Annotated in this window: 23 protein-coding genes and 1 tRNA gene; 11 read left to right on the forward strand and 13 right to left on the reverse strand. The window is 61.7% G+C overall.

Annotation, left to right across the window (positions count from 1 at the left end; translation table 11 throughout):
• Positions 1 to 28: 28 nt before the first annotated feature.
• Genes eefC through eefA form a run of 3 tightly spaced genes read right to left on the reverse strand, consistent with a single transcriptional unit; the run spans position 29 to position 5628 of the window.
• The gene (gene eefC, locus GT756_RS19025) at positions 29 to 1393 is read right to left on the reverse strand and encodes a multidrug efflux RND transporter outer membrane subunit EefC (protein WP_004205125.1); all 1365 of its coding nucleotides are present in this window, start codon (positions 1391 to 1393) and stop codon (positions 29 to 31) included.
• A 3-nt stretch (positions 1394 to 1396) separates the two neighbouring features.
• Positions 1397 to 4504, reverse strand: coding sequence for a multidrug efflux RND transporter permease subunit EefB (gene eefB, locus GT756_RS19030; protein ID WP_065878887.1), 3108 nt, complete (start codon positions 4502 to 4504; stop codon positions 1397 to 1399).
• The gene (gene eefA / locus GT756_RS19035) at positions 4504 to 5628 is read right to left on the reverse strand and encodes a multidrug efflux RND transporter periplasmic adaptor subunit EefA (RefSeq protein WP_032456753.1); all 1125 of its coding nucleotides are present in this window, start codon (positions 5626 to 5628) and stop codon (positions 4504 to 4506) included. Before eefA ends, eefB begins: the two co-directional genes overlap by 1 nt.
• Before the next feature lie 206 nt (positions 5629 to 5834).
• On the opposite strand from eefA, the gene GT756_RS25975 reads away from it, so the two are divergent.
• The gene (locus GT756_RS25975) at positions 5835 to 5957 is read left to right on the forward strand and encodes a hypothetical protein (protein ID WP_064178632.1); all 123 of its coding nucleotides are present in this window, start codon (positions 5835 to 5837) and stop codon (positions 5955 to 5957) included.
• On the opposite strand, the gene GT756_RS25980 is transcribed toward GT756_RS25975, so the two are convergent.
• Complete coding sequence (locus GT756_RS25980; protein WP_032426093.1) at positions 5917 to 6033, reverse strand: hypothetical protein; 117 nt, start codon at positions 6031 to 6033, stop codon at positions 5917 to 5919. The two genes, GT756_RS25975 and GT756_RS25980, sit on opposite strands and share 41 nt — an antisense overlap.
• On the opposite strand from GT756_RS25980, the gene GT756_RS19040 reads away from it, so the two are divergent.
• A complete protein-coding gene (locus GT756_RS19040; RefSeq protein ID WP_004205120.1) occupies positions 6008 to 6424 on the forward strand; it encodes a GNAT family N-acetyltransferase in 417 nt (138 codons plus the stop codon). The two genes, GT756_RS25980 and GT756_RS19040, sit on opposite strands and share 26 nt — an antisense overlap.
• A 738-nt stretch (positions 6425 to 7162) precedes the next feature.
• On the opposite strand, the gene GT756_RS19045 is transcribed toward GT756_RS19040, so the two are convergent.
• Positions 7163 to 7810: a TetR/AcrR family transcriptional regulator gene (locus GT756_RS19045; protein ID WP_004205117.1), complete on the reverse strand. Its 648-nt coding sequence runs from the start codon at positions 7808 to 7810 to the stop codon at positions 7163 to 7165.
• An 80-nt stretch (positions 7811 to 7890) separates the two neighbouring features.
• On the opposite strand from GT756_RS19045, the gene GT756_RS19050 reads away from it, so the two are divergent.
• Entirely contained in the window at positions 7891 to 9384 is a 1494-nt protein-coding gene (locus GT756_RS19050) for an MDR family MFS transporter (protein ID WP_004205116.1), read from the forward strand.
• On the opposite strand, the gene GT756_RS19055 is transcribed toward GT756_RS19050, so the two are convergent.
• Positions 9381 to 10295 carry a LysR family transcriptional regulator gene (locus GT756_RS19055; RefSeq protein ID WP_160125004.1) on the reverse strand — a complete coding sequence of 305 codons (915 nt, stop codon included), beginning with the start codon at positions 10293 to 10295 and terminating at the stop codon, positions 9381 to 9383. The genes GT756_RS19050 and GT756_RS19055 overlap by 4 nt on opposite strands.
• 95 nt (positions 10296 to 10390) lie before the next feature.
• Between GT756_RS19055 and GT756_RS19060 the strand changes: the two genes are divergently transcribed.
• Both GT756_RS19060 and GT756_RS19065 read left to right on the forward strand, forming a co-directional pair.
• Positions 10391 to 11023 carry a pyridoxamine 5'-phosphate oxidase family protein gene (locus GT756_RS19060; RefSeq protein ID WP_049093059.1) on the forward strand — a complete coding sequence of 211 codons (633 nt, stop codon included), beginning with the start codon at positions 10391 to 10393 and terminating at the stop codon, positions 11021 to 11023.
• A complete protein-coding gene (locus GT756_RS19065; protein ID WP_004205113.1) occupies positions 11020 to 11490 on the forward strand; it encodes a nuclear transport factor 2 family protein in 471 nt (156 codons plus the stop codon). The genes GT756_RS19060 and GT756_RS19065 overlap by 4 nt, the downstream gene beginning before the upstream one ends.
• 20 nt (positions 11491 to 11510) lie before the next feature.
• Here GT756_RS19065 and GT756_RS19070 read toward each other — a convergent pair whose 3' ends face one another.
• Positions 11511 to 12047, reverse strand: coding sequence for a carboxymuconolactone decarboxylase family protein (locus GT756_RS19070; protein WP_004205112.1), 537 nt, complete (start codon positions 12045 to 12047; stop codon positions 11511 to 11513).
• Positions 12048 to 12165: 118 nt separating this feature from the next.
• Between GT756_RS19070 and GT756_RS19075 the strand changes: the two genes are divergently transcribed.
• The 3 genes from GT756_RS19075 to GT756_RS19085 all read left to right on the forward strand — a co-directional run bounded on the left by GT756_RS19075 (position 12166) and on the right by GT756_RS19085 (position 14886).
• Positions 12166 to 13071: an AraC family transcriptional regulator gene (locus GT756_RS19075; protein ID WP_017900756.1), complete on the forward strand. Its 906-nt coding sequence runs from the start codon at positions 12166 to 12168 to the stop codon at positions 13069 to 13071.
• Between the two features lie 126 nt (positions 13072 to 13197).
• Positions 13198 to 14007, forward strand: coding sequence for a lipoprotein NlpA (nlpA, locus tag GT756_RS19080; protein WP_048293920.1), 810 nt, complete (start codon positions 13198 to 13200; stop codon positions 14005 to 14007).
• A gap of 24 nt (positions 14008 to 14031) precedes the next feature.
• Positions 14032 to 14886: a DMT family transporter gene (locus GT756_RS19085; protein ID WP_004205109.1), complete on the forward strand. Its 855-nt coding sequence runs from the start codon at positions 14032 to 14034 to the stop codon at positions 14884 to 14886.
• Here the strand turns inward: GT756_RS19085 and GT756_RS19090 are convergent.
• Positions 14876 to 15436 (reverse strand): NUDIX domain-containing protein, encoded by a 561-nt coding sequence (locus GT756_RS19090; RefSeq protein WP_160125005.1) that lies wholly within the window; start codon positions 15434 to 15436, stop codon positions 14876 to 14878. The two genes, GT756_RS19085 and GT756_RS19090, sit on opposite strands and share 11 nt — an antisense overlap.
• A 166-nt stretch (positions 15437 to 15602) precedes the next feature.
• Between GT756_RS19090 and GT756_RS19095 the strand changes: the two genes are divergently transcribed.
• Together GT756_RS19095 and GT756_RS19100 are read left to right on the forward strand one after the other, a co-directional pair.
• Positions 15603 to 16382, forward strand: coding sequence for an MBL fold metallo-hydrolase (locus GT756_RS19095; RefSeq protein ID WP_004205106.1), 780 nt, complete (start codon positions 15603 to 15605; stop codon positions 16380 to 16382).
• A 21-nt stretch (positions 16383 to 16403) separates the two neighbouring features.
• Positions 16404 to 17357 carry a GlxA family transcriptional regulator gene (locus GT756_RS19100; RefSeq protein WP_069135558.1) on the forward strand — a complete coding sequence of 318 codons (954 nt, stop codon included), beginning with the start codon at positions 16404 to 16406 and terminating at the stop codon, positions 17355 to 17357.
• On the opposite strand, the gene GT756_RS19105 is transcribed toward GT756_RS19100, so the two are convergent.
• The 5 genes from GT756_RS19105 to GT756_RS19125 form a co-directional block, all read right to left on the reverse strand.
• On the reverse strand, positions 17354 to 18403 hold the full coding sequence (locus GT756_RS19105) for an NAD(P)-dependent alcohol dehydrogenase (RefSeq protein WP_004205104.1): 1050 nt from the start codon (positions 18401 to 18403) through the stop codon (positions 17354 to 17356). The two genes, GT756_RS19100 and GT756_RS19105, sit on opposite strands and share 4 nt — an antisense overlap.
• Positions 18404 to 18557: 154 nt before the next feature.
• Positions 18558 to 18848, reverse strand: a complete 291-nt coding sequence (locus GT756_RS19110) for a putative quinol monooxygenase (RefSeq protein ID WP_004205103.1) — start codon at positions 18846 to 18848, stop codon at positions 18558 to 18560.
• Position 18849: 1 nt separating this feature from the next.
• A complete protein-coding gene (locus GT756_RS19115; protein WP_004205102.1) occupies positions 18850 to 19857 on the reverse strand; it encodes a zinc-binding alcohol dehydrogenase family protein in 1008 nt (335 codons plus the stop codon).
• Positions 19858 to 19969: 112 nt separating this feature from the next.
• A complete protein-coding gene (locus GT756_RS19120) occupies positions 19970 to 20437 on the reverse strand; it encodes a DUF3237 domain-containing protein (RefSeq protein ID WP_004205101.1) in 468 nt (155 codons plus the stop codon).
• A gap of 165 nt (positions 20438 to 20602) precedes the next feature.
• Positions 20603 to 20697 (reverse strand) — tRNA-Sec (locus tag GT756_RS19125).
• Between the two features lie 292 nt (positions 20698 to 20989).
• Here GT756_RS19125 and GT756_RS19130 point away from each other — a divergent pair.
• Positions 20990 to 22384, forward strand: a complete 1395-nt coding sequence (locus tag GT756_RS19130) for a glycoside-pentoside-hexuronide family transporter (protein WP_094334437.1) — start codon at positions 20990 to 20992, stop codon at positions 22382 to 22384.
• Positions 22385 to 22392: the final 8 nt, after the last annotated feature.

Consider the following 22392-nt stretch of genomic DNA (forward strand, 5'->3'; position numbering starts at 1 on the left):
GCCGGGCGCGGCCGCCCGGCGGGTGAAATTAACTGGCGCCGCCGCCCAGCGACTGCCAGAGGGTGATCCGGTTATTGAGGTCGGTCTGCTGCAGGGACAGCAGCGTCGTCTTCGCCGACCACAGCGTGCGCTGGGCCGTAAGCACCGACAGATAATCGCCGACCCCGGCCTGATAGCTCTTCATGGCGATATCCAGCGAGGTCTGCTCGGCGGCGACGTACTGCCGCTGGGCATCGAGCTCTTCGCTCAGCGTTTCCCGGCGGGCCAGCGCATCGGCAACGTCCTTAAAGGCGCTCTGAATCGATTTCTCGTAGGTGGCGATCAGCCCCTTTTTCTCCGCTTCCGCATAGCGCAACTGCGCCAGGTTGCTGCCGCCGGTGAACAGCGGCAGGCTGATGGAGGGGGCGAACGACCACACCTGCATCCCGTGGCTGAACAGTGACGACAGCGAGTCGCTGCCGACCCCGGCGCTGGCGGTCAGTGAAATCGACGGGAAGAAATTCGCCCGCGCCGCGCCGATATCGGCATTGGCGCTCTTCAGGTTGTGCTCCGCTTCCTGTATATCCGGCCGGCGCAGCAGCACCGACGACGACACCCCCGCCGGCACCAGGGCGATGCTGTTATCCCCCAGACTTTCGAGGGTGCCGGGCAGCAGGCTCTCCGGCACGGTTTCCCCCGCCAGCAGGTTAATGGCGTTTTTATCCTGCGCCACCAGCGTGCGGTAGCTGGCGACGCTGGCGCGCGCCTGCTGATAGACGCTTTCCGCCGAGCTTAAATCGCCGGCGGAGGCGGTGCCCACCGCCATCTGGCGGGCGACGATGTTGCGCGAGTTTGCTGCGCTGTCCATGGTCTGCTGCGCCAGCGCCAGATTGCTGTTATCCGTCGCCAGCGTCACCCAGGCGGTGGTCAAATCGGCAATCATCGTCAGTCGGGTATTCTGCGCGGTGAATTCGCTGGCAAGCCAGGTTTCGCGCGCCGCGCGCGACAGGCTCTGGTTCTTGCCAAACAGATCCAGCTCGAAGCTGGAGACCGCGCCGTCGGCCTGCGAAGTTGAGCTCAGGCCGCTGGCCACCGTTTTGCTGCGGGTATGGCTCAGCTCGGCATCGACAGTGGGAAACAGCGACGCCCGCGTCTCGCCGTACTGGGCGCGCGCGGCCTCGATATCGGCCAGCGCCTTTTGCACATCGCGGTTGCTGTTCAGCGCGATACTGACCACTTTTTTCAGCCGCGCGTCATTGACCACTTTCTGCCAGTCGCCGACCACCGCCGTCGATTCGCCGTGCGCCCCGGGCAGGGTGGCCGGCACCGGCGCGGCCGGGCGATCATAATGCGGGTCAAGCGAGACGCAGCCCGCGGTCAGGAGCGCGATAAACATAAAACTCAAACGAAACATACTTTACTCCTGAGAAGGACGTTGGCGAGTGAAGAAGCGTTTCACCAGCACGAAGAACAGCGGCACAAAGAACACCGCCAGCAGGGTGGCCGTCAGGGTGCCGCCGATGATGCCGGTGCCGATCGCCACGCGGCTATTGGCCCCGGCGCCGGTGGCGACGGCCAGCGGCAGCACCCCGGCGATAAACGCCAGCGAGGTCATGACAATGGGGCGCAGACGGGTCTGCGCGGCGCGGATCGCCGCCCGGGAGAGCGAATACCCCTCATCCACGGCGGATTCAGCGAACTCGACGATCAGGATGGCGTTCTTCGACGACAGGCCGATGGTGGTCAGCAGCGCCACCTGGAAGTAAACGTCGTTGCTTAAGCCGCGCAGCGTCGCCGCCAGCGCCGCGCCGAGCAGGCCGAGCGGGATGACCATGATCACCGAGAACGGCACCGACCAGCTCTCATACAGCGCCGCCAGGCACAGGAACACCACCAGAATCGAAATGGCGTACAGGCTCATCGCCTGGCCGCTGGCCAGCTTTTCCTGCAGCGAAATGCCGCTCCACGCCCAGGTGGAGCCCGCCGGCAGGCTGTCGGCCAGCTTTTCCATCTTGTCCATCGCCGCGCCGGAGCTGAAGCCGGCGGCGTTTTCGCCCTGGATCTCAAAGGCGGCGGAGCCGTTGTAGCGCACCAGGCTTTCCGGGCCGTATTGCCAGTGGGTGGTGGCGAAGGCGGAGAACGGCGTCATGCTGTTATCGCTGCCGCGAACGAACCATTTGCCAAGGTCGGAGGGCACCGCGCGCGCGTCGCTCTCGCCCTGGATATAGACCTTCTTCACCCGGCCGCGATCGATAAAGTCATTTACGTAGGTGCCGCCCCAGGCGCTGGAGAGCGTATCGGTCACGTCGCTCAGCGACAGCCCCAGCGAGACCGCTTTGTTGTTATCGATATCCACCTGCAGCTGCGGCATCTGCGGCAGGTCGTTGGCGCGCACCGACTGCAGCTCGCCGCTCTGGTTGGCCGCCGCCAGTAGCTGACTGCGCAGCTTCATCAGGCTGTCGCGGTCGGTACCGCCGCTGGCCATCAGCTCGAAAGTGAAGCCGTTACTTTGCCCAAGGCCGTCCACCGATGGCGGCGTCATGGCGAACAGGGTGGCGTCGCGGATCGCCCCAAGTTCTTTGTTGGCGCGCAGGGCGATGGCCTGGGCGGTATTGTCGTCGCCTTTGCGCTGCGACCAGTTGTTCAGCGACACGAAGGCCATCCCGGCGTTCTGACCGCTGCCGCTAAAGCTGAAGCCGTCGACGGTGAAAATGACGTTGGTATTGGCTTTCTCTTTCGTCAGGAACCAGTCGGTTACCTGGCGGCGCACCTCGGCGGTGCGCACCGCGGTGGCCCCGGCGGGCAGGGTGTACTGGACCATGATCTCGCCCTGGTCCTCCACCGGCAGGAAGCTGCCCGGCAGTTTCCACATCGCCAGCGCCATCGCCCCGCAAATCAGGACGTAAGCGCCCATCATCACCGCGCCCCGGCGCAGGCCGCCGAGCACGCGGCGCTGGTAGCCCGCTTCCGTACGCCCCCACAGGCGGTTAAACGCGCCGAAGAACCCTTTGGTATGAGGCCTGGAGTGGCTGAGCAGCGCGCCGCACAGCGCCGGGGTGAGGGTCAGGGCCACCACCACCGACAGCATCATCGCTGAGATAATGGTCACCGAGAACTGGCGATAAATGACCCCGGTCGAGCCGCCGAAGAAGGCCATCGGCAGGAACACCGCCGACAGCACCAGGGCAATCGCCACCAGCGCGCCGGAGATTTCGCCCATCGATTTTTCGGTGGCTTCGCGGGCGGGCAACCCTTCGTCGCGCATAATGCGCTCGACGTTCTCCACCACCACGATGGCGTCGTCCACCAGCAGGCCGATCGCCAGCACCATGGCGAACAGCGTCAGGGTGTTAATCGAGTAGCCGAACAGCGCCAGCACCCCGAAGGTGCCGAGCAGCACCACCGGCACCGCCACCGCCGGAATGAGCGTCGCGCGGAAATTCTGCAGGAACAGATACATCACACAGACCACGAGAACGATCGCTTCGAACAGGGTCTGAATCACGTCCTCGACCGAAATTTTAATAAACTCGGTGCTGTCCTTCGGATAGGCTATATCGTAGCCCTGCGGCATCTGACGCTGGAATTCGGCGATCTTGCTTTTCACCAGGGTCGCGGTATCCAGCGCGTTGGCGCCGGGGGCCATCATCACCGCGATCCCGGCGGCCGGATGGCCGTTCAGATTGGCGGTAGCGGTATAATCCTCGCTGCCCATCTCCACCCGCGCGACATCGCTCAGGCGCACCACCGAGCCGTCGGCCTGGCTTTTCACGATGATCGCTTTGAACTGATCGGGGGTTTGCAGCCGCGACTGCGCGCGTACGGTGGCGGTCAGCTGCTGGGCGCTGGACGACGGCAGGGCGCCGATTTTACCGGCGGAGACCTGCACGTTCTGCGCCTCAATCGCCGACTGGACGTCGGAAGGCATCAGCGAGTAGGAGGCGAGTTTGGTCGGGTCCATCCAGACGCGCATCGCGTATTCGGCGCCGAACACCTGCAGGCTGCCGACGCCCTCCACGCGCGCCAGCGGGTCCTGCAGGTTGCTGACCAGCCAGTCGGAGATATCGGAGCTGGTGGCGCGGTCGGTTTTGTCATACACCGCGAGGATCAGCAGGAAGCTGCTCTGCGATTTTTCCACCGTCACGCCGGACTGCTGGACTTCGCTCGGCAGCCGCGATTCCGCCTGCTGGACTTTGTTCTGCACCTGCACCTGGGCGGTGTCCGGGTCGGTCCCCTGCTCAAAGGTGACGGTGATGCTGACCGAGCCGTCGGAGCTGCTGGTAGAGCTGAAGTAGAGCAGATGGTCGAGGCCGGTAAGCTGCTGCTCGATGACCTGGGTGACGCTGTTCTCCAGGGTTTCGGCAGAGGCGCCGGTATAGGTGGCGGAGATTTTCACCGCCGGCGGGGCGACGTCCGGATACTGGCCCACCGGTAGGGTGCGGATCGCCAGCACGCCGGCGAGCATAATCAGAATGGCGATCACCCAGGCAAAGACCGGGCGACGCACGAAGAAACGGGAGAACATCAGGCGTTGCCTCCGTTATTGTTGACGGCAACGGCCTTCACCGTCTGGCCAGGGGCCACTTTACCGGTGCCTTCGACGATCAGCTTGTCGCCCGCTTTCAGGCCGCTCAGCACCAGCCATTTATCGCCGTAGGTGTCGCCGGTTTCCACGGCGCGCTGCGCAACTTTGTTGTCGGCATCGACCACCAGCGCCGTGGCGTTGCCTTTGGCATCGCGGGTAATCCCCTGCTGCGGGGCGAGGATCGCGTCGTTCATGATGCCTTCATCGATGCGCGCGCGAACAAACATCCCCGGCAACAGGACATGCTGCGGGTTGGGGAAGATAGCGCGCAGGGTTACCGAGCCGGTGGATTCATCGACGGCGACTTCGGTGAGCGCCAGACGCCCTTTTTCCTGATAGGTGCTGCCATCTTCCAGGGTTAACGTCACGCTGAGGGTGTCGCTGTTGCTGGCCAGGCTTTGTTTGCGTAAGCGCAGGAGATCGACGCTGGATCGCGTCAGATCGACATACATGGTGTCGAGCCCGCGGATCGTCGCCAGCGCGGTATCCTGATCGGCGGAGACCAGCGCCCCCGGCGTGACCGACGAGATGCCGATACGCCCGGCAATCGGCGCGGTGACGGTGGTCCAGTTCAGGTTGATGCGCGCGCTCTCCAGCGCCGCTTTCTTCGATTCCACGCTGGCCTTGTCCTGGGCGCAGGTGGAGGCGGCGTCGTCGGCATCCTGGCGGGAGACGCCGTTATCCCGGACCAGCGACGCGTAGCGCTGAGCCTTCTGGCAGTCGGAGACTACCAGCGCCTGGGCCTGTTTCAGCGCCGCCGCCGCTTCGTTCCAGGTCGCGCGATAGCTGGAGGGATCGATCTGGTAAAGGGCCTGCCCGGCCTTCACCATATCGCCTTCGGTAAACAGGCGCTTCTGGATGATACCGCCCACCTGCGGGCGTACTTCGGCGCTGAGCGAGGCGGTGGTGCGGCCGGTGAGCTGGCTGACTACCGGAACCGGCTGGCTTTGCAGAGTGACCACGCCCACTTCCGGCGTGGGTTGCTGCGGGGCAGATGTCTGCGCATTATCGCATCCGCTAAGGAGAAATAATGCTGTCGCGATGGGAGCTATGATGTATTTCATTATATTTTCTCAAGATATAAGACGTCCGCCCCGTTTATTTAAAAACGAGGAAATAGGTTGGGCGCTGAGGCATTTTCGGCTAAGCGAAAATGACAAAAAAGGAACACAGATGTTCCTGAACGTGATTGTTATTGTGTCTCCGCTGAAGCCAACCTCTTCGGCCTTCAGGAGGTGAAAAGCGCATCTCCTCTGGTTTCATGATGAGAATGATCATTCTCATTTTTTGCCATTATACGATCCGCAGCGATAATGGAAAGGTTTTTTTGCTTACTTTTAGAACGCAAAAAATTAAGGCAAATAATCATGGAGAAAATAAGAATTTTTTGTGAAAGTGGAGAAGGAAAATAACCATTCGGCATCGCGATACTGGAGATAGTTAATGGCGTTAATCATTACAAAAAGCATTAATCCCGACGATCAACAAGAATTGTTTGCCGGTCTGCGGCACTATAATCAGCAGTATCTTGATGCGGCGCAGTTTGGCGATCTGGGCGTTTACTCCCGCGATGCGCAAGGGGTGATGCAGGGCGGGCTAATTGCCAAACGCAAAGGCAACTGGCTGTGTATTGAGTATCTGTGGGTCAGCGAGGCGACCCGCGGACGCGGGCTGGGAAGCGAGCTGATGCAGGAGGCGGAGCGGCAGGCGCAGGCGCTGGGCTGCAGCCATCTGCTGGTGGATACCTTTAGCTTCCAGGCGCTGCCGTTTTATCAGAAATTAGGCTATCAGTTGCAGATGTCGCTGCCCGACTTCCCGCACGCGGGGATGCAGCGTCACTATTTGTCGAAAGCGCTGTAACGATCCTGATATCGCCGGGCGGTCAGGTACCGTACCTGTGATTGTGCCGGATGGCGGCATAAATGCCTTATCCGGCCTACACCGTTCTCCCATAGTTTCGCCCCACCCAGGACCGGCAAGCGCAGCGCCGCCGGGCAGGATATCAGGCACGTCACCTGTATTCTTGCCGGGTGGAGCCTGTCGCCTTACCCGTCCTGGGGTTCGTGCGACCTGTTGTTAATTTAACCACTTGCGCGACTGAAACTGCCGGTGCTGGCGGCCTCAAAATCGCTGAGACGTTCCCGGAAGGCCGGGGCAGCCCGCATGGATGCGGGCTGAGGGCCGTGTTTTGCATGGACGCTGCCTCGGCCCGACCCGAAGCCTGAAGGGATAAGTCGAAGGCACCGCGTAGCGGCGATTTTGCTGGCCGGAGCCCGGGAGTACAGGGGGCGGCGGCGACTGGCCGCCCCCTGTGCGCTCCCTGCTCCATAAGAGACATAACGCAGAAGATCAACCGGGAGCGCAATCTGCCCGGACATAACACGGGAGTGGTAGCCCTGCTAAACGTAGTGGCCCTGCCAAACATAGTGCGAACAGGGACATTTCCGGTTGTGCCGTTATTTCGCCGGGTGGCGGCTGCGCCTGACCCGGCCTACGACTGTAGCCCTGCTAAGCGTAGCGCGAGCAGGGAAAATCCCGGATGGCGGCGCGTGGCGCCTTATCCGGGCTACAAAAGCTTTTGCCGGTCGGCGGCTGCGCTTAACCCCCGACGCCGTGGCCCATCAACGCCAGCGCGTGGCTGACGATGGTCTGGCGGTTGACCGCCTGTAAACGCGGATCGCTGTGGATGCGCGAAAACGGCACCAGCACCAGGCTAATCACCGTGGTAAACAGCAGCTCCGGCGACAGCGCCGGGTTAATCTTGCCCTCCAGCTGCCAGCGGCGCACTGCCTCCAGCATCACCTGAAAACGCTCCTCGCCGAAGCGGGCGTCCATATGCTGACGCAGGATCGGCATCTCGCCGATGATCTCCTGCATCCACAGCGGCGCGAACCAGGCGTTCTTCTCCGCCATATGCGCCAGCGTTTCGACCATCATCGTCAGCGCCAGCACCGGGTCCTGCGGATGGTCGACAAAGATGCGGCTGATGTGGTTGCGCAGCGGCATAAAGCGCTCCTCAATCAGCTGCGTCACCAGCGCATCCCGCGAACTGAAATAGTAATGCAGCATCGCCGGCGTTACCCCGGCCTCTTTGGCGATGGCGTTCAACGACACGCGGGCCGCACCGTCGCGGGCAAACAGCGTCAGGGCGATGTCCATCAGCTGTTCGCGGTTGGCGGTACCCGGTTTTTTACCGCGCGGTCGCCCCGGGCGGCGGGGGGCATTCTGATCCTTTTGTGCTGTCATGATATGGCGATCTCTTGACCCGACTCATTCTTTCACTAAATATTAATTATGCATTTAATTAATTTCAAGCGAGCGTTGTAATGACTTCTCAAGTCGCGAACCCACCGGTGCAGTCGATACGCCTGCTGTTTAGCGCCTTACTGCTGGTGATGCTGCTCTCCGCGCTGGATCAGACCATTGTCTCCACCGCGCTGCCGACGATTGTCGGCGAACTGGGGGGGCTGGACAAGCTTTCCTGGGTGGTCACCGCCTATATCCTCAGCTCCACCATCGCGGTGCCGCTGTACGGTAAATTCGGCGATCTGTTCGGTCGCAAAATCGTGCTGCAGGTGGCGATTGGGCTGTTTCTCGTCGGCTCCGCCCTCTGCGGGCTGGCGCAAAACATGACCCAGCTGGTGCTGATGCGCGGCCTGCAGGGGCTCGGCGGCGGCGGCCTGATGGTGATCAGCATGGCGGCGGTGGCCGACGTCATCCCGCCCGCCAACCGCGGCCGCTATCAGGGGCTGTTCGGCGGCGTTTTTGGCCTGGCGACGGTGATCGGCCCGCTGATCGGCGGCTTTCTGGTGCAACACGCCTCCTGGCGCTGGATCTTCTACATCAATCTGCCGCTGGGCCTCTTCGCGCTGCTGGTGATCGGCGCGGTATTCCACAGCAGCAATAAACGCAGCCAGCATCAGATTGACTGGCTGGGAGCGATTTACCTCAGCATGGCGTTGCTGTGCATCATCCTGTTTACCTCGGAAGGGGGCAGCGTCCATGCCTGGAATGACCCGCAGCTGTGGTGCATTCTGGCCTTCGGCATCGTGGGTGTCATCGGCTTTATCTACGAAGAGCGGATGGCCGCCGAGCCGATTATTCCGCTGTCGCTGTTCCGCAACCGCAGCTTCCTGCTGTGCAGCCTGATCGGCTTCGTCATCGGCATGTCGCTGTTCGGGTCGGTCACCTTCCTGCCGCTCTATCTGCAGGTGGTGAAGGAGGCGACCCCCACCGAGGCCGGGCTGCAGCTGATCCCCCTGATGGGCGGCCTGCTGCTGACCTCGGTTATCAGTGGGCGGATCATCAGCCGGACCGGTAAATATCGCCTGTTTCCGATCCTCGGCACCCTGCTTGGCGTGACCGGCATGGTGCTGCTGACCCGGATCACCATTCACTCGCCGCTGTGGCAGCTGTACCTGTTTACCGGCGTGCTGGGGGCGGGTCTGGGGCTGGTGATGCAGGTGCTGGTCCTGGCGGTGCAGAACGCGATGCCGGCGAAGCTGTACGGCGTGGCCACTTCCGGCGTGACCCTGTTCCGCTCGATCGGCGGCTCCATCGGCGTGGCGCTGTTTGGCGCGGTGTTCACACACGTACTGCAGAGCAACCTGCAAAAGCTGTTGCCGGAAGGCGCGGTACTGCCGCCGGGAATGAATCCGGTGGCGGTGCAGCACCTGCCCGCGGATATCCGCCTCGACTATCTCGACGCCTTCGGCGCGGCGATCCATGCGGCGTTCCTGATGGCGGCCGGCATTATGGCGGTGGCGTTTGTCCTCTCCTGGCTGTTAAAGGAGGCGCCGCTGAAGACCGCGACGCACTAAGCGGCCCCGGCGATGCGCAGCAGCGCCTGACGCAGCGCTGGCGCGGCAAAATCGATAAATTTGCGCAGCTTAAGCGGCGCCAGGTCCCGCGCGGTATACAGCAAATGGACCGGCGCCGGTTCCGGCTCGACGCGTTCCAGCAGCAGACGGAGCTCACCCTGTCGCAGGCCGTCCAGCGCCTGATAGTGCAGTAAGCGAGCTACGCCCACCCCCAGCCGCGCGGCATCGGCAGCGCTCTCCGGCGTGGTGACCGATAGCGCCGGCGGCAGATTAATTAGCTGGTCCTCGCGCTCAGCGGCGCGAAAGCGCCAGCAGCGATAGGGCATCGGCGATTCAATGCGGATGATTGGCAGCGCCGCCAGATCGCGCGGCCGCTGCGGCTCGCCGTATTTCGCCAGCAGCGCCGGATGGGCGCAGGCCACAATGCGCATCCTGCCGAGGCGGGTGGCCACCATGCTGCTGTCCGCCAGGTCGCCAATCCGCACCGCCAGATCGATATGGTCGCCCACCAGGTCGGCGTTACGATCGCTGAGCAGCAAACGGACGCGAATTTGCGGGTAACGGGCGATAAATTCAGCGATCACCGGGAGAACGTGCTGGCGTCCAAACATCGTCGGCGCAGAGATCACCAGCTCGCCTTTCGGCTCCTGATACTCGCCCGTCGCCTGGCGTTCGGCGTTTTCCACCTCCTCGAGGATCCGCCGCGCGGCGGCGACATAATCGACCCCGGCGTCGGTGAGCGTCAGTTTGCGGGTGGTCCGCGCCAGCAGGCGCACCCCCAGCGCGTTCTCCAGCTCGCCGATATGGCGGCTGACGGTGGTCAACGGCATATTCAGCGCCCGCGCCGCCGCTGACATACTCCCCAGCTCGGTCACTTTCACCAGCAGCGCCATCGCGCTTAATCGATCCATTATTCTCCCGATTTTTGGAAAGATGATTGCCACTAAATCAGTATTATCATTTTTCGCAGTACAGTCCATGATGGCGCCAGACAACAGGAGGCGCTATGGCAGCAACCTTTCTCGATATCGCCATCACCCCGGACGTGATGGATGTGCAGCATGAAATGGGCAGCGACCAGCTGTGGCAAACGCCGCATAGCCGCCGCCAGGCCGACCGCTTCGGCGACAGCGAAGCGGGTATGATCGCCACCCGCGACAGCTTCTATCTGGCGACGGTGTCGCAGAGCGGCTGGCCCTATGTCCAGCACCGCGGCGGCCCGCCGGGGTTTCTGCATCTGCTGGATGACACCACCCTGGCGATGGCGGATTTCGGCGGTAACCGTCAGTACATCACCACCGGCAACCTGCGCGGCAGCGACCGGGCCTGCCTGTTTTTGATGGATTATCCACGCCGTGCCAGGCTGAAAATCTACGCCACCGTCGAGGTCCTGGCGGCAGTGGACCACCCGCAGCTGCTGGCGCAGGTGGCGCCGGCCAACTATCGCGCCCGCATTGAACGTCTGTTTCTTTTTCATTTGCAGGCGTTTGACTGGAACTGCCCGCAGCACATTACGCCGCGCTACAGCGCGCAGCAGGTGGCGGAGTACAGCCAGAACCTGCAGCAACGTATTCATGACCTGGAGCAGGAGAATCAGCGCCTGCAGCAGCAATTAGTTCGCAGAGGAGAGTCAGCATGACCGAACAACGTCCCCCGTTACCGCCGTTTACCCGTGACAGCGCTATCCAGAAGGTTCGCGCCGCAGAAGATGGCTGGAACAGCCGCGATGCCGAAAAAGTCGCTCTGGCCTACACCGTGGACAGCGAATGGCGCAACCGCAGCGAGTTTGTTCATGGCAGGAGGGAAATTGTCGAATTCCTGCAGCGAAAATGGCGCAAAGAGCAGCAATATCGGCTGATTAAGGAGCTGTGGGCATGGCAGGAAAATCGTATCGCCGTGCGCTTCGCCTACGAGTGGTGCGACGACAGCGGCAACTGGTTTCGCTCGTACGGCAATGAAAACTGGGAGTTTGATAAGCATGGACTGATGCAGACGCGCTACGCCTGCATCAACGATCTGCCGATCGCTGAAAGCGAGCGCCTGTTCCACTGGCCCCAGGGGCGTCGCCCGGACGATCATCCGGGGCTCAGCGATCTGGGGCTGTAAAACCGGCGCTGCGCGACGGATTAATCGGCTTTCGGGAAGTCGACCACCGTGTCGTTAACCCGGTTCACCATGTTGGTGAACAGGATCGCGCTGATGGCGCTGATAATCTCAATCACCTGCTGGTCACTAAACCCGGCGTTGCGTAGCGCGGCGACGTCGGCTTCCGGCAGCGTACCGGTGGTGGTGACCAGAGTCTGCGCAAATTTCACCAGCGCATCAAGCTGTGTCTCTTCCGCATACGCCCCGCGGCGCAGGGCGTGGATCTGCTCGCTGCTGAAGCCGGCTTTTTTCGCCATCAGGGTGTGCGCGGCCAGGCAATAGTCACAGCCGGTGGCTTCGCTGACTGACAGATTAATCGCCTCCAGCTGTTGGGCGCTGAGGCTGCCTTTATGGAGCATCGCATTGTGCGCCAGCGCCTGCTGCAACGCCGCCGGCGAGTGGCCGCCGATGGTCAGGTAGGCGTTTGGCACTTTGCCCATCGCTTTTTTGATCCCGGCGAAAATATCGGCGGCTTTGCCGGTGGCGTCTTGTTCACGGATATCAGCTAAACGGCTCATAGTTAACTCCTGTTGTTATCGAGGGTGTGTGTTGGCATTGGGGTCATCTTAGGCCGTTGCCGCATGCTAGACTGGCGGTCTTCGTCTCACCTTTTTGTCTTATCGTCTCAGGAGAAGCATGGACAGTCTCAGTCATCTGCTGGCGCTGCTGGCGCCGCGCTGCGAAGTGAACCTGCACTGTCGCTTCGGCGGCCGCTGGCAGGCCGGGCACCAGCAAATGCGCAGCGGCGTGGTGCCGTGGCACGTGGTGCTGCGCGGTGAGGGGCGGCTTAACGTCGGCGGCCAGACTCATCACCTGCGCGCGGGAGATGTGGTCCTCCTGCCGCACGGTTCGCCGCATCTGATGGAGAGCCTGGTGGAGTGGGGCCAGGTGCTGCCGGTAGCGCACCGGTTTAACGGCACGGTGACGGAAATGCGCGCCGGCCCGGCGGAGGGGGCGCTGGAGATGCTGTGCGGCGAATTTTATTTTGGTCCGCACGTTAGCTGGCTGTTCACTGAGGCATCGACGCTGATCCATCTCCATACCGATACGCGCGAAGACTGCCCGGAGCTGCAGCCGTTGCTTAACATACTGGTCCGCGAAAGCCTGGCGCAGCGTCCCGGCGGCAGCGCTATCGTGCGCAGCCTCGGCGATACGCTGCTGGTGCTGCTGCTGCGCATGCTGCTTGGCGAGCAGCAGCCGCCCGGCGGGCTGCTGCGTCTGATGAGCGATGAACGCCTGATGCCGGCGGTGCTGGCGGTGATGGCGACCCCGGAGCAGCCGTGGACGCTGGAAACCATGGCCGCCCGCGCCTTTCTGTCGCGGGCCACCTTTGCCCGTCATTTTGCCCGCGTTTATCACCTGACGCCGCAGGCGTGGCTGTCGCAGCTGCGAATGGCGCTGGCCGCCCGGCTGCTGCGCCTCGAGCGTCAGACCAACCTCGAGGTGATTGCCGAACGCTGCGGCTTTCAGTCGCTGGCGTCCTTCTCGAAGCGTTTCAAAATGCGCTATGGCGTGACGCCGGGCGAGTGGCGACGGGGCTAGTGCTTCGCTCTGGGGAAGATGATTTTATTTCCGGTTGCGTGGTTTGCTGTTTATTACCCCACCCGAAAGTCGCTATAGTTTTGCACGAAAAAAACAATGACAGTCAGGACGGACAGGGTGAAGAGGATGAGATTACGTTTACGTGCCGCCGCCGCGGTAATGCTGGCGGGTCTGGCGCTGGTCGGCTGCGACCAAAAGAGTAATGAAGCGAAGCACATTAAGGTCGGCGTGATTAATGGCGCTGAACAGGATGTGGCGGAAGTGGCGAAGAAGGTGGCCAAAGAGAAGTATGGTCTGGAGGTTGAGCTGGTGGGGTTCAGCGGCTCGCTGTTGCCTAACGAATCGACCAACGCCGGGGATCTGGACGCCAACGTCTTCCAGCATCGGCCTTTCCTTGAGCAGGACAACAAAGCGCATAACTACCATCTGGTGGCGGTCGGCAATACCTTCGTCTTCCCGATGGCCGGCTATTCGCGCAAGATCAAGTCAGTCGCCGAACTGAACGACGGCGCGACGATCGCCATCCCCAACGACCCGACCAATCTCGGGCGGGCGCTGCTGCTGTTGCAAAAAGAGAAGCTGATTACCCTCAAAGCCGGCACCGGCCTGCTGCCGACGGCGGTGGATATCACCGACAACCCGCATCACCTGAGAATTATGGAGCTGGAAGGGGCGCAGCTGCCGCGCGTACTCGACGATCCTAAAGTCGACGTGGCCATCATCAGCACCACCTACCTGCAGCAAACCGGGCTGTCGCCGGTTCGCGATGGCATCTTTATCGAAGATAAAAACTCGCCCTACGTGAACATCATCGTGACCCGTGAAGACAATAAAGACGCGGAAAACGTGAAGGAGTTTATGCAGTCGTACCAGTCGCCGGAGGTGGCGAAGGCGGCAGAGACTATCTTCAACGGCGGCGCGGTGCCGGGCTGGTAAGCCAACACACAGGGAGAGGCGCGTATGGTTCGCCAACGGCAGGCTGACCTGCTGCTGATTGCCGCGACGGTGATTGCCGCCTGCGGCTGGATTTTTTCCCGCGAGGCGATCGCCGGCATGCCGGTATTCGCGTTCCTTGGGCTGCGCTTCTTCTTCGCCGCGCTGCTGCTGCTGCCGTTCTGCCGCGGGTTTCGCCCGCAAAAGCAGCACTGGCCAAAGCTCATCATCAGCGGGCTGTGGTTTGCGCTCAACCTCTGCCTGTGGATCTACTCGGTCTCCACGACGGCGTCGCTCGGCGAAGGGGCGTTTATTATGAGCCTGTCGATGATGTTCGTCCCGCTGACAGCGTGGGTGATGATGAAGGTGCGTCCGCCGCGGGCCTGGTGGGAGTGCCTGCCGATCGCGGTGGTGGGCCTGGGCCTGCTCAGCCTGCACATGCCGATAGCCTTCCATCCCAGCCAGGGCTGGTTTTTGCTGACGGCGCTGGTGCAGTCGATCTGGTTCTGTTACACCAGCCGCTGCGCGCGTGAAGTACCGCTGATCCCCCTGACCACCGTGCAACTGGCGATCACTGGTATCGTCGGGTTGACCATCTCCGCTGCCGTTGAACGCTGGGACCAGCCGATGACCCTACCGACCTTCGGCTGGCTGGTGGCCAGCATTGTCATCGCCACCAGCCTGCGCTTCGGTCTGCAGATGAAGGGGCAAAAGTACGCGGCGGTGGCCAGCGCGGCGATCATTATGGTGCTCGAACCGCTGCTGACGGTCATTGCCGCCGCGCTGTGGTACGGCGAACAGCTGCCGCTGCAGAAAATTATCGGCGGCGTGCTGATCCTCGTGGCCCAGCTGTGGTTCCGCTGGCGAATGCTTAAGCCGTAGCCTGCCCGGTGCGCGGCTGCGCCATCAATTGCAGCAGCGGCACCAGCGACAGCCCGTCCGGCATTTCGCCGCGGGCGATCAGCTGGTTTATCTCCTCAAAGGTAAACCAGCCGGTTTCCATTACCTCATCCTGAGCCGCATCCATCCCCACCCAGCGTAAACCGGTGGCCAGCCAGGTGATAAACAGCTGATCGCTGCTGCCGTAGGAGGGGTTGAAGCGAATGATCTCTTCGACGCGTTGCGCCTGCCAGCCGGTCTCTTCCCGCAGCTCGCGCAGCGCGGCCGCCGCCGGATCTTCCCCTTCGTCAACGCCGCCTGACGGAATGGCCCACACTACCTTGTCGATCAGGTAGCGGTAGTGGCGAATCAGCAGCACTTTGCCCTCCTGGATAGCCACAACCCCCACCGCCGGGCGGGGAAAGTGAATGGCGTAAAAGTCGCGGCGCTCGCCGGGGGCGATATCAATACCCACCTTGCGCATGCTGAACCACGGCGTTTCGGCGATGACCTGCGGGTCGTGCATATCGGCGGCGGTCAGTTTTTTCTTCATCCTGCCACTCCTGTCAAAAATGGAGCCTTCAGAACAACATAGCCGGAGACGGATAGCAATCGCCGCAGGTTGGCCCGATTTCATCGATCCTTGCCCAAATGCCCCTATTGCGCCAGGCTGGTACTCAGTACGATGTTCGTCAAATCACCCCCTGAGGAACGCCGACATGAACATCACCCATATCCGTAACGCGACCCAGATTATTGACTACGCCGGGAAAAAGTTTCTGATCGATCCGATGCTGGCGGACAAAGGCGCCTGGCCGGGATTTCCGGGCACCGCGCGCAGCGAGCTGCGCAACCCGCTGGTGGCCTTGCCTTTTTCCCGCGATAACATTATCGACGTTGACGCAGTGATCGTCACCCATACCCATGACGATCACTGGGACGAGGCGGCGATCGCCGCGATCCCGAAAACCCTGCCGGTGTTCGTCCAGCACGAGGCCGACGGTGCGCTGCTGCGCAGCCAGGGATTCCAGGATATCCGCCTGCTGACGGCAGACAGCGAATTTGCCGGCGTGCGCCTGCTGAAAACCACCTCCGGCCAGCACGGCAGCGATCGCACCTACGCGGTGCCGGCGATGGCCGAACGCCTGGGCGAGGCCTGCGGCGTGCTGTTTCGCCATCCGCAGGAGAAGACGCTGTGGCTGGTGGGGGATACCATCTGGCGTGATGAAATTGCGGCCGACCTGCTGAAGCTGCGTCCGGACGTGGTGGTCCTCAACGCCGGCTACGCCCACGTCATCGGCTTTGGCCCGATTATCATGGGCAAAGAGGATCTCCTGAACGTACACTTCACCCTGCCGGAAGCGAAAATCATGGCTATCCACCTGGAGGCGGTCAACCACTGCCTGGTGAGTCGGGAAGAGATGCGCCAGTATGCGCTGGATAATCAGATTGCCGAGGTAGTGTGTATCCCGCAGGATGGGGAAACCGTGGTTTATTAACGTGCGTAAGGGGAAGGAACGATGAAGCTCACCGACGTGGCGATTGTTGCCGTAGAGGGCTTTAGCCCGTTTCATTACGCCGTTCCCTGCATGCTGTTTGGCGATTCGGTCTCTGAAAACAAACGCTTTAATCTGCACATTTGCGCCGAGCGACCGGGGCTGCTGCGCGCCCGCGACGGCTTCGCGCTGTACGCCAGCGGCGATTACGCCGTGCTGGAACAGGCGGATATCGTGGTGGTGCCTTACTGGGGCGAGGTCGACCGGCGCCCGCCGCAGGCGCTGCTTGATAGCCTGGTGCGGGCCCGGAATAACGGCGCGGAAATCGTCGGTCTGTGCCTGGGCGCGTTCGTCCTTGGCTACGCCGGGCTGCTGGACGGGAAACGCGCGGCGACCCACTGGGAGTTTGAGCAGGATTTTCAGCACCGGTTTCCGCAGGTGCGGCTGGATATCAACGCCCTGTACGTCGACGATCAGCGGATCATTACTTCAGCGGGCACCGCGGCGGCGCTCGACTGTTGCCTCTACATTATCCGCCAGCGTTACGGCAGCCTCGCGGCCAACCAGATCGCCCGGCGGCTGATTGTTTCGCCGCACCGCGAGGGCGGCCAGGCGCAGTTCATCGCTCAGCCGGTGCCGAAAAATACCCGCGATGCGCGAATCAACTGCCTGCTGGATTATCTGCAGCAGCATATTGCCGAGCCGCATAATCTCGATTCGCTGGCCCGGGTGGTGGCGATGAGCCGCCGCAGCCTGACCCGCCACTTCGCCCGGGCGACCGGGATGAGCATCACCGACTGGCTGACCGCCGAACGCCTGCGCCGCAGCCAGAGCCTGCTTGAGGCGGGGGATCTGCCGGTCGAGCAGGTGGCGGAGGCGGTGGGTTATCTCTCTGCCGTCACCTGGCGTCAGCAGTTTAAGGCGCGCTTTGGCGTCAGTCCGACCGAATGGCGGCGTACCTTCCGCCGCGGCGCTTAGCCGCCGAGGGTCGCGCTGTCGATCACGAAGCGGTATTTCACGTCACCCTTGACCATTCTTTCCCAGGCTTCGTTGATCTCATCGCCGCGGATCAGTTCGATATCGGCGACGATGCCGTGTTCAGCGCAGAAGTCGAGCATCTCCTGAGTTTCCGCGATCCCGCCAATCATCGACCCGGCAATCGACCGGCGACGGATGATCAGATTGAACACTTCCGGCGACGGATGCGGTGTGGCCGGCGCGCCTACCAGCGTCATCGTGCCATCGCGCTTCAGCAGCGTGGTGAAGGCATCGAGATTATGCGGCGCCGCCACGGTGTTGAGGATGAAATCGAAGCTTTTGACGTGGGCCGCCATTTCCTCTTCGTTACGCGACACCACCACTTCATCAGCGCCTAGCGCTCTGGCCGCATTACGCTTGGATTCGGAGGTGGTAAAGGCCACCACGTGGGCCCCCATGGCGTGGGCCAACTTGATTCCCATATGTCCAAGGCCGCCAATGCCGACCACGCCGACTTTTTTACCCGGCCCGGCGTGCCAGTGGCGCAGCGGCGAGTAGGTTGTGATCCCGGCGCACAGCAGCGGCGCGACGGCGGCCAGCTGCGCTTCGGGATGAGTTATCCGCAGCACGTAGTGTTCTTTGACCACGATCTGCTGTGAATAGCCGCCCAGGGTGTGGCCCGGCGCGTCCTGGGTCGGTCCGTTGTAGGTCAGCACCATATGGTCGCAGTAGTTCTCCAGCCCTTCAGCGCACTCCTCGCACTGTTGACAGCTATCGACCATGCAGCCGACGCCCACCAGATCGCCGACGGCGTAGCGCGAGACGGCCTCGCCGACCGCGGTGACCCGGCCCACAATTTCATGCCCCGGCACGCAGGGGTAGAGCGTTCCGGCCCATTCCGATCGCGCCTGGTGGAGATCGGAGTGGCAGACGCCGCAGTAGGCGATGGCGATCTGCACATCCTGCGGCCCCGGTTCGCGGCGGGTGATGGCCATTGATTCCAGCGGTTGGCTGGCGGAGTAGGTACCTATAGCGTTGATCAGCATAGCGAAACCTCTTGATTATATCGGTGTTAAAACGGGCGGACGGAGGTGAGCGTTTTTTGCGCGGTAAGGATAAGCGTAGCCTGGAGCGCCCGGGATGCGAGACGGGTAGCTCAAAGCGTTAAAACCGCTCCTCACCGGGTGAGGAGCAGACTTTTCAGGGGGCGACTGGCGTCAGATAGTCCAGGCGCAGTGGCTCGGCGAGCAGGGAATCCATCTCGCCAATAAAGGCCTGAAAGTAGGGTTGGTCGATATGCTCATCCAGCGCCTGCTGGTCACGCCAGGACTCCCGCATGTAGAAGGTATCCGGCGCGTCGCGCAGCTGGAACAGCGCGTAGTCAAGATTGCCCGGCTCTTGTCTCGTCGGCAGGAGCAGACCCTGCAGGACCTTGCGCAGCGCGTCCGTTTGGCCTGGTTTCGCCTTGAGCACGGCGAGAAGGGTTATCATCTTAAAATCCCTCCAGCACAATCTTGCCCACTGCGCGTCCGGTTTCCAGCTGGCGATGCGCTTTCTGCAGATTGTCGGCGGTGATAGCGCCGTAGTGTTCGCCGAGTGTGGTTTTGATCGTGTGGTTGTCGATCAGGGCCGCCACGCGGGTTAGCAACTGATGCTGGGCGATCATGTCATCCGTCTCAAACATTGAGCGGGTGAACATAAATTCCCAGTGCAGGGACAGGCTTTTGGCTTTCAGCGGCACCACGTCCAGGGTCTCCGGGTCATCAATCAGCGCCAGCTTGCCCTGCGGGGCGAGGGCGTCGATCAGCGCGTTGAAGTGCTGGTCGGTGTTGGTCAGGCTGGCGACATGGGTCACCGCGTTGATGCCGATGCGCGCCAGCTCGTCGGAGAGCGGCTTGCTGTGATCGATAACATGGTGCGCGCCCGCCTCGCGGACCCAGCGTTGGCTCTCCGGACGCGAGGCGGTGCCGATCACCGTCATGGCGGTCAGTTTGCTGGCCAGCTGGGTCAGGATCGACCCCACGCCGCCCGCCGCGCCGACGATCAGCAGCGTGTCGCCCGCGTTGCCGCCTTCCGTGACGCCAAGACGGTGAAACAGCAGCTCCCAGGCGGTGATAGCCGTCAGCGGCAGCGCGGCGGCGGAGGCGTTATCGAGGGTGCGCGGTTTGTGGGCCACCAGGCGCTCATCCACCAGCTGATATTCACTGTTGCTGCCGGCCCGGCCCAGGGCGCCGGCGTACCAGACCTCATCGCCTGGTGCGAACAGCGTCACTTCCTCACCGACGGACTGCACCACGCCAACGGCGTCCCAGCCCAGCACCCGCGGCGTGTCGCCCTGGAAGCCGGCGCGCACTTTGGTGTCCACCGGATTGACCGAGACCGCCTTCACGGCAACCAGCAGATCACGCCCGTGGGCGGAAGGGACCGGCAGGTCGATCTCGGTTAAAAAAGGGATATTGTCGCCGTCAGCGGCGGCTTGAGTAATGGCGATAGCTTTCATAACTGCTCCGGTCTGTGAATCGGGTGAATAAAGCGATGACGCGATAGTAGACCGGCGCCGGGAGGGGAAAAACGGGTTAACGGCAATAACAGTTATATGCAGAAAGTGAAAATCAGCCCACCTGATAGAAATCGAGCATCACCCCATCCTGAGTACGTCCGCCCGCGCAGATAAACAGCGAGGTGGTTAGCCAGCTGAGCGCGGGGGTATCCACCTCGAAGGTGGGGACGGTGCGAAAATAGATTTCTTCCGGCGGAATAGTGCTAAAAAAGCGCATATCGTCGGCGAACAGCTGGTCATGATAGCGGGCCGGCACCCGGCGAATACCGTTGTTTTCCACGTACACCGTTCCTTCCTCCACCTGCAGGGCATAGCGGGCGGATAGCCTGCACGTGCCGTCGGGCTCGATAATCTGGCTGTCGACGCCGCCGGGCAGCACGTGGCCGCGAAGTTGACCCGAAACGCTGCCCCCGAGAATCGGGATCAGCTGGCGCTTGCCGGTTTGCGGACTGCGGGAAACGATTATCGGTTTATCAACCTGGATGGTAATGGAAAAACAGTGTCTCAGTTCGGGGGTCATCATGGCTCTCCTGTTTCGGTTGGCAACGGCACGCGGCCTTTGCGCCAGTGTAACGGGTTCGCAGGAGACAAAATAACGCAGAGTTTGGATGAAAATGATTGACTGGGATGATGGGTTTTGCGGCTCAGTTTGGTATGGCGTGGCGGTGGAGGAGCAGAGGCAAACTGGCGGAAGATCACAGGAGTTGAACCTGCCCGGGACCGCTGGCGGCCCCAACTGGATTTGAAGTCCAGCCACCTCACCGGAGATGACGATCTTCCGCGCCTCGATTGCTACATGGAGGCGGGGCGCATTATAGCTACTTTCAGCCGTTTACCACATACCTGAACGCACTTTTTTACTGTTAAAACTGGACTTTGCAGAACAGTCTGAAACAAATCCGTTCAAAATCCATGGGTTACACTTTTTCATACGCTTTCAGGCTACCGCGATCACAGAAAACAAGAAACGTAATCTGATAACGAGATATCGCAATTCATCTTCCTGCGGCAAAGGTTTACAAGAAATGTAACCGGTACCAATCCGTGGCGCCGCTAAGGGAATTGTGCCCATATGAAAGATCATATTTTGTCCGTCAAAGAGAAAATTGGCTACGGCATGGGTGACGCCGCCAGCCACATCATTTTTGATAACGTTATGTTGTATATGATGTTTTTCTACACCGATATCTTCGGCATCCCCGCTGGTTTTGTCGGCACCATGTTCCTGCTGGCGCGCGCGCTGGATGCGATCTCCGACCCGTGCATGGGCCTGCTGGCCGACCGTACCCGCAGCCGCTGGGGTAAATTTCGCCCGTGGATCCTCTTCGGCGCCATTCCGTTCGGCCTCGTCTGCGTACTAGCCTACAGCTCGCCGGACTTAAGCCACCACGGCAAGCTGATCTACGCTGCGGTAACCTACACGCTGCTGACCCTGCTCTACACCGTGGTGAATATCCCTTACTGCGCGCTCGGCGGCGTGATCACCGACAACCCGACACAGCGCATCTCACTCCAGTCCTGGCGCTTTGTGCTGGCGACGGCAGGCGGCATGCTCTCCACCGTGCTGATGATGCCGCTGGTCAACTTTATCGGCGGCGAAGACAAAGCGCTTGGCTTCCAGGGCGGCATCGCGGTGCTGTCGGCGATCGCCTTCCTGATGCTGGCCTTCTGCTTTTTTACCACCAAAGAGCGTGTCGAAGCGCCGCCGAGCAGCACCTCGATGCGCGAAGATTTGCGCGATATCTGGCGCAATGACCAGTGGCGAGTGGTTGGCGTGCTCACCATCCTCAATATCCTCGCGGTCTGCGTTCGCGGCGGCGCGATGATGTACTACACCACCTGGATCATGGGCTCGGCGGCGCTGTTCACCGTCTTCCTCACCACTTACTGCGTCGGCAACCTGATTGGCTCAGCGCTGGCGAAACCGCTGACCGACTGGAAATGCAAAGTCAGCGTCTTCTGGTGGACCAACGCCCTCCTGGCGGTGCTCAGCGTGGCGATGTTTTTCGTACCGATGAATGCCGAAATCACCATGTTCGTCTTTATCTTCGCCATTGGCGTACTGCACCAGCTGGTGACGCCAATCCAGTGGGTGATGATGTCCGACACCGTCGACTACGGCGAATGGTGCAACGGTAAACGCCTGACCGGCATCAGCTTTGCCGGCACCCTGTTTGTGCTCAAGCTGGGCCTGGCGCTGGGCGGCGCGCTCATCGGCTGGATGCTGGCCGGCGGCGGTTACGACGCCGCAGCCAAAACCCAGAACGGCGCCACTCTCACCATTATTATCGCCTTGTTCACCCTCGTTCCAGCGGTGTGCTACCTGCTGAGCGCGGCGATCGCCAAACGCTACTACACGCTGAAAACGCCGTTCCTGAAAAAAATGATGGCCGAGCTGGCCGAGGGCGCGCGTCGTAATGAACAAGATTTCGCAACAGCCCCGATCGACAAAGAATGGCAAAACTAAGAGGACGT

The organism is Klebsiella sp. Q2 (assembly GCF_009900705.1).
Lineage (GTDB): Bacteria > Pseudomonadota > Gammaproteobacteria > Enterobacterales > Enterobacteriaceae > Klebsiella > Klebsiella quasipneumoniae.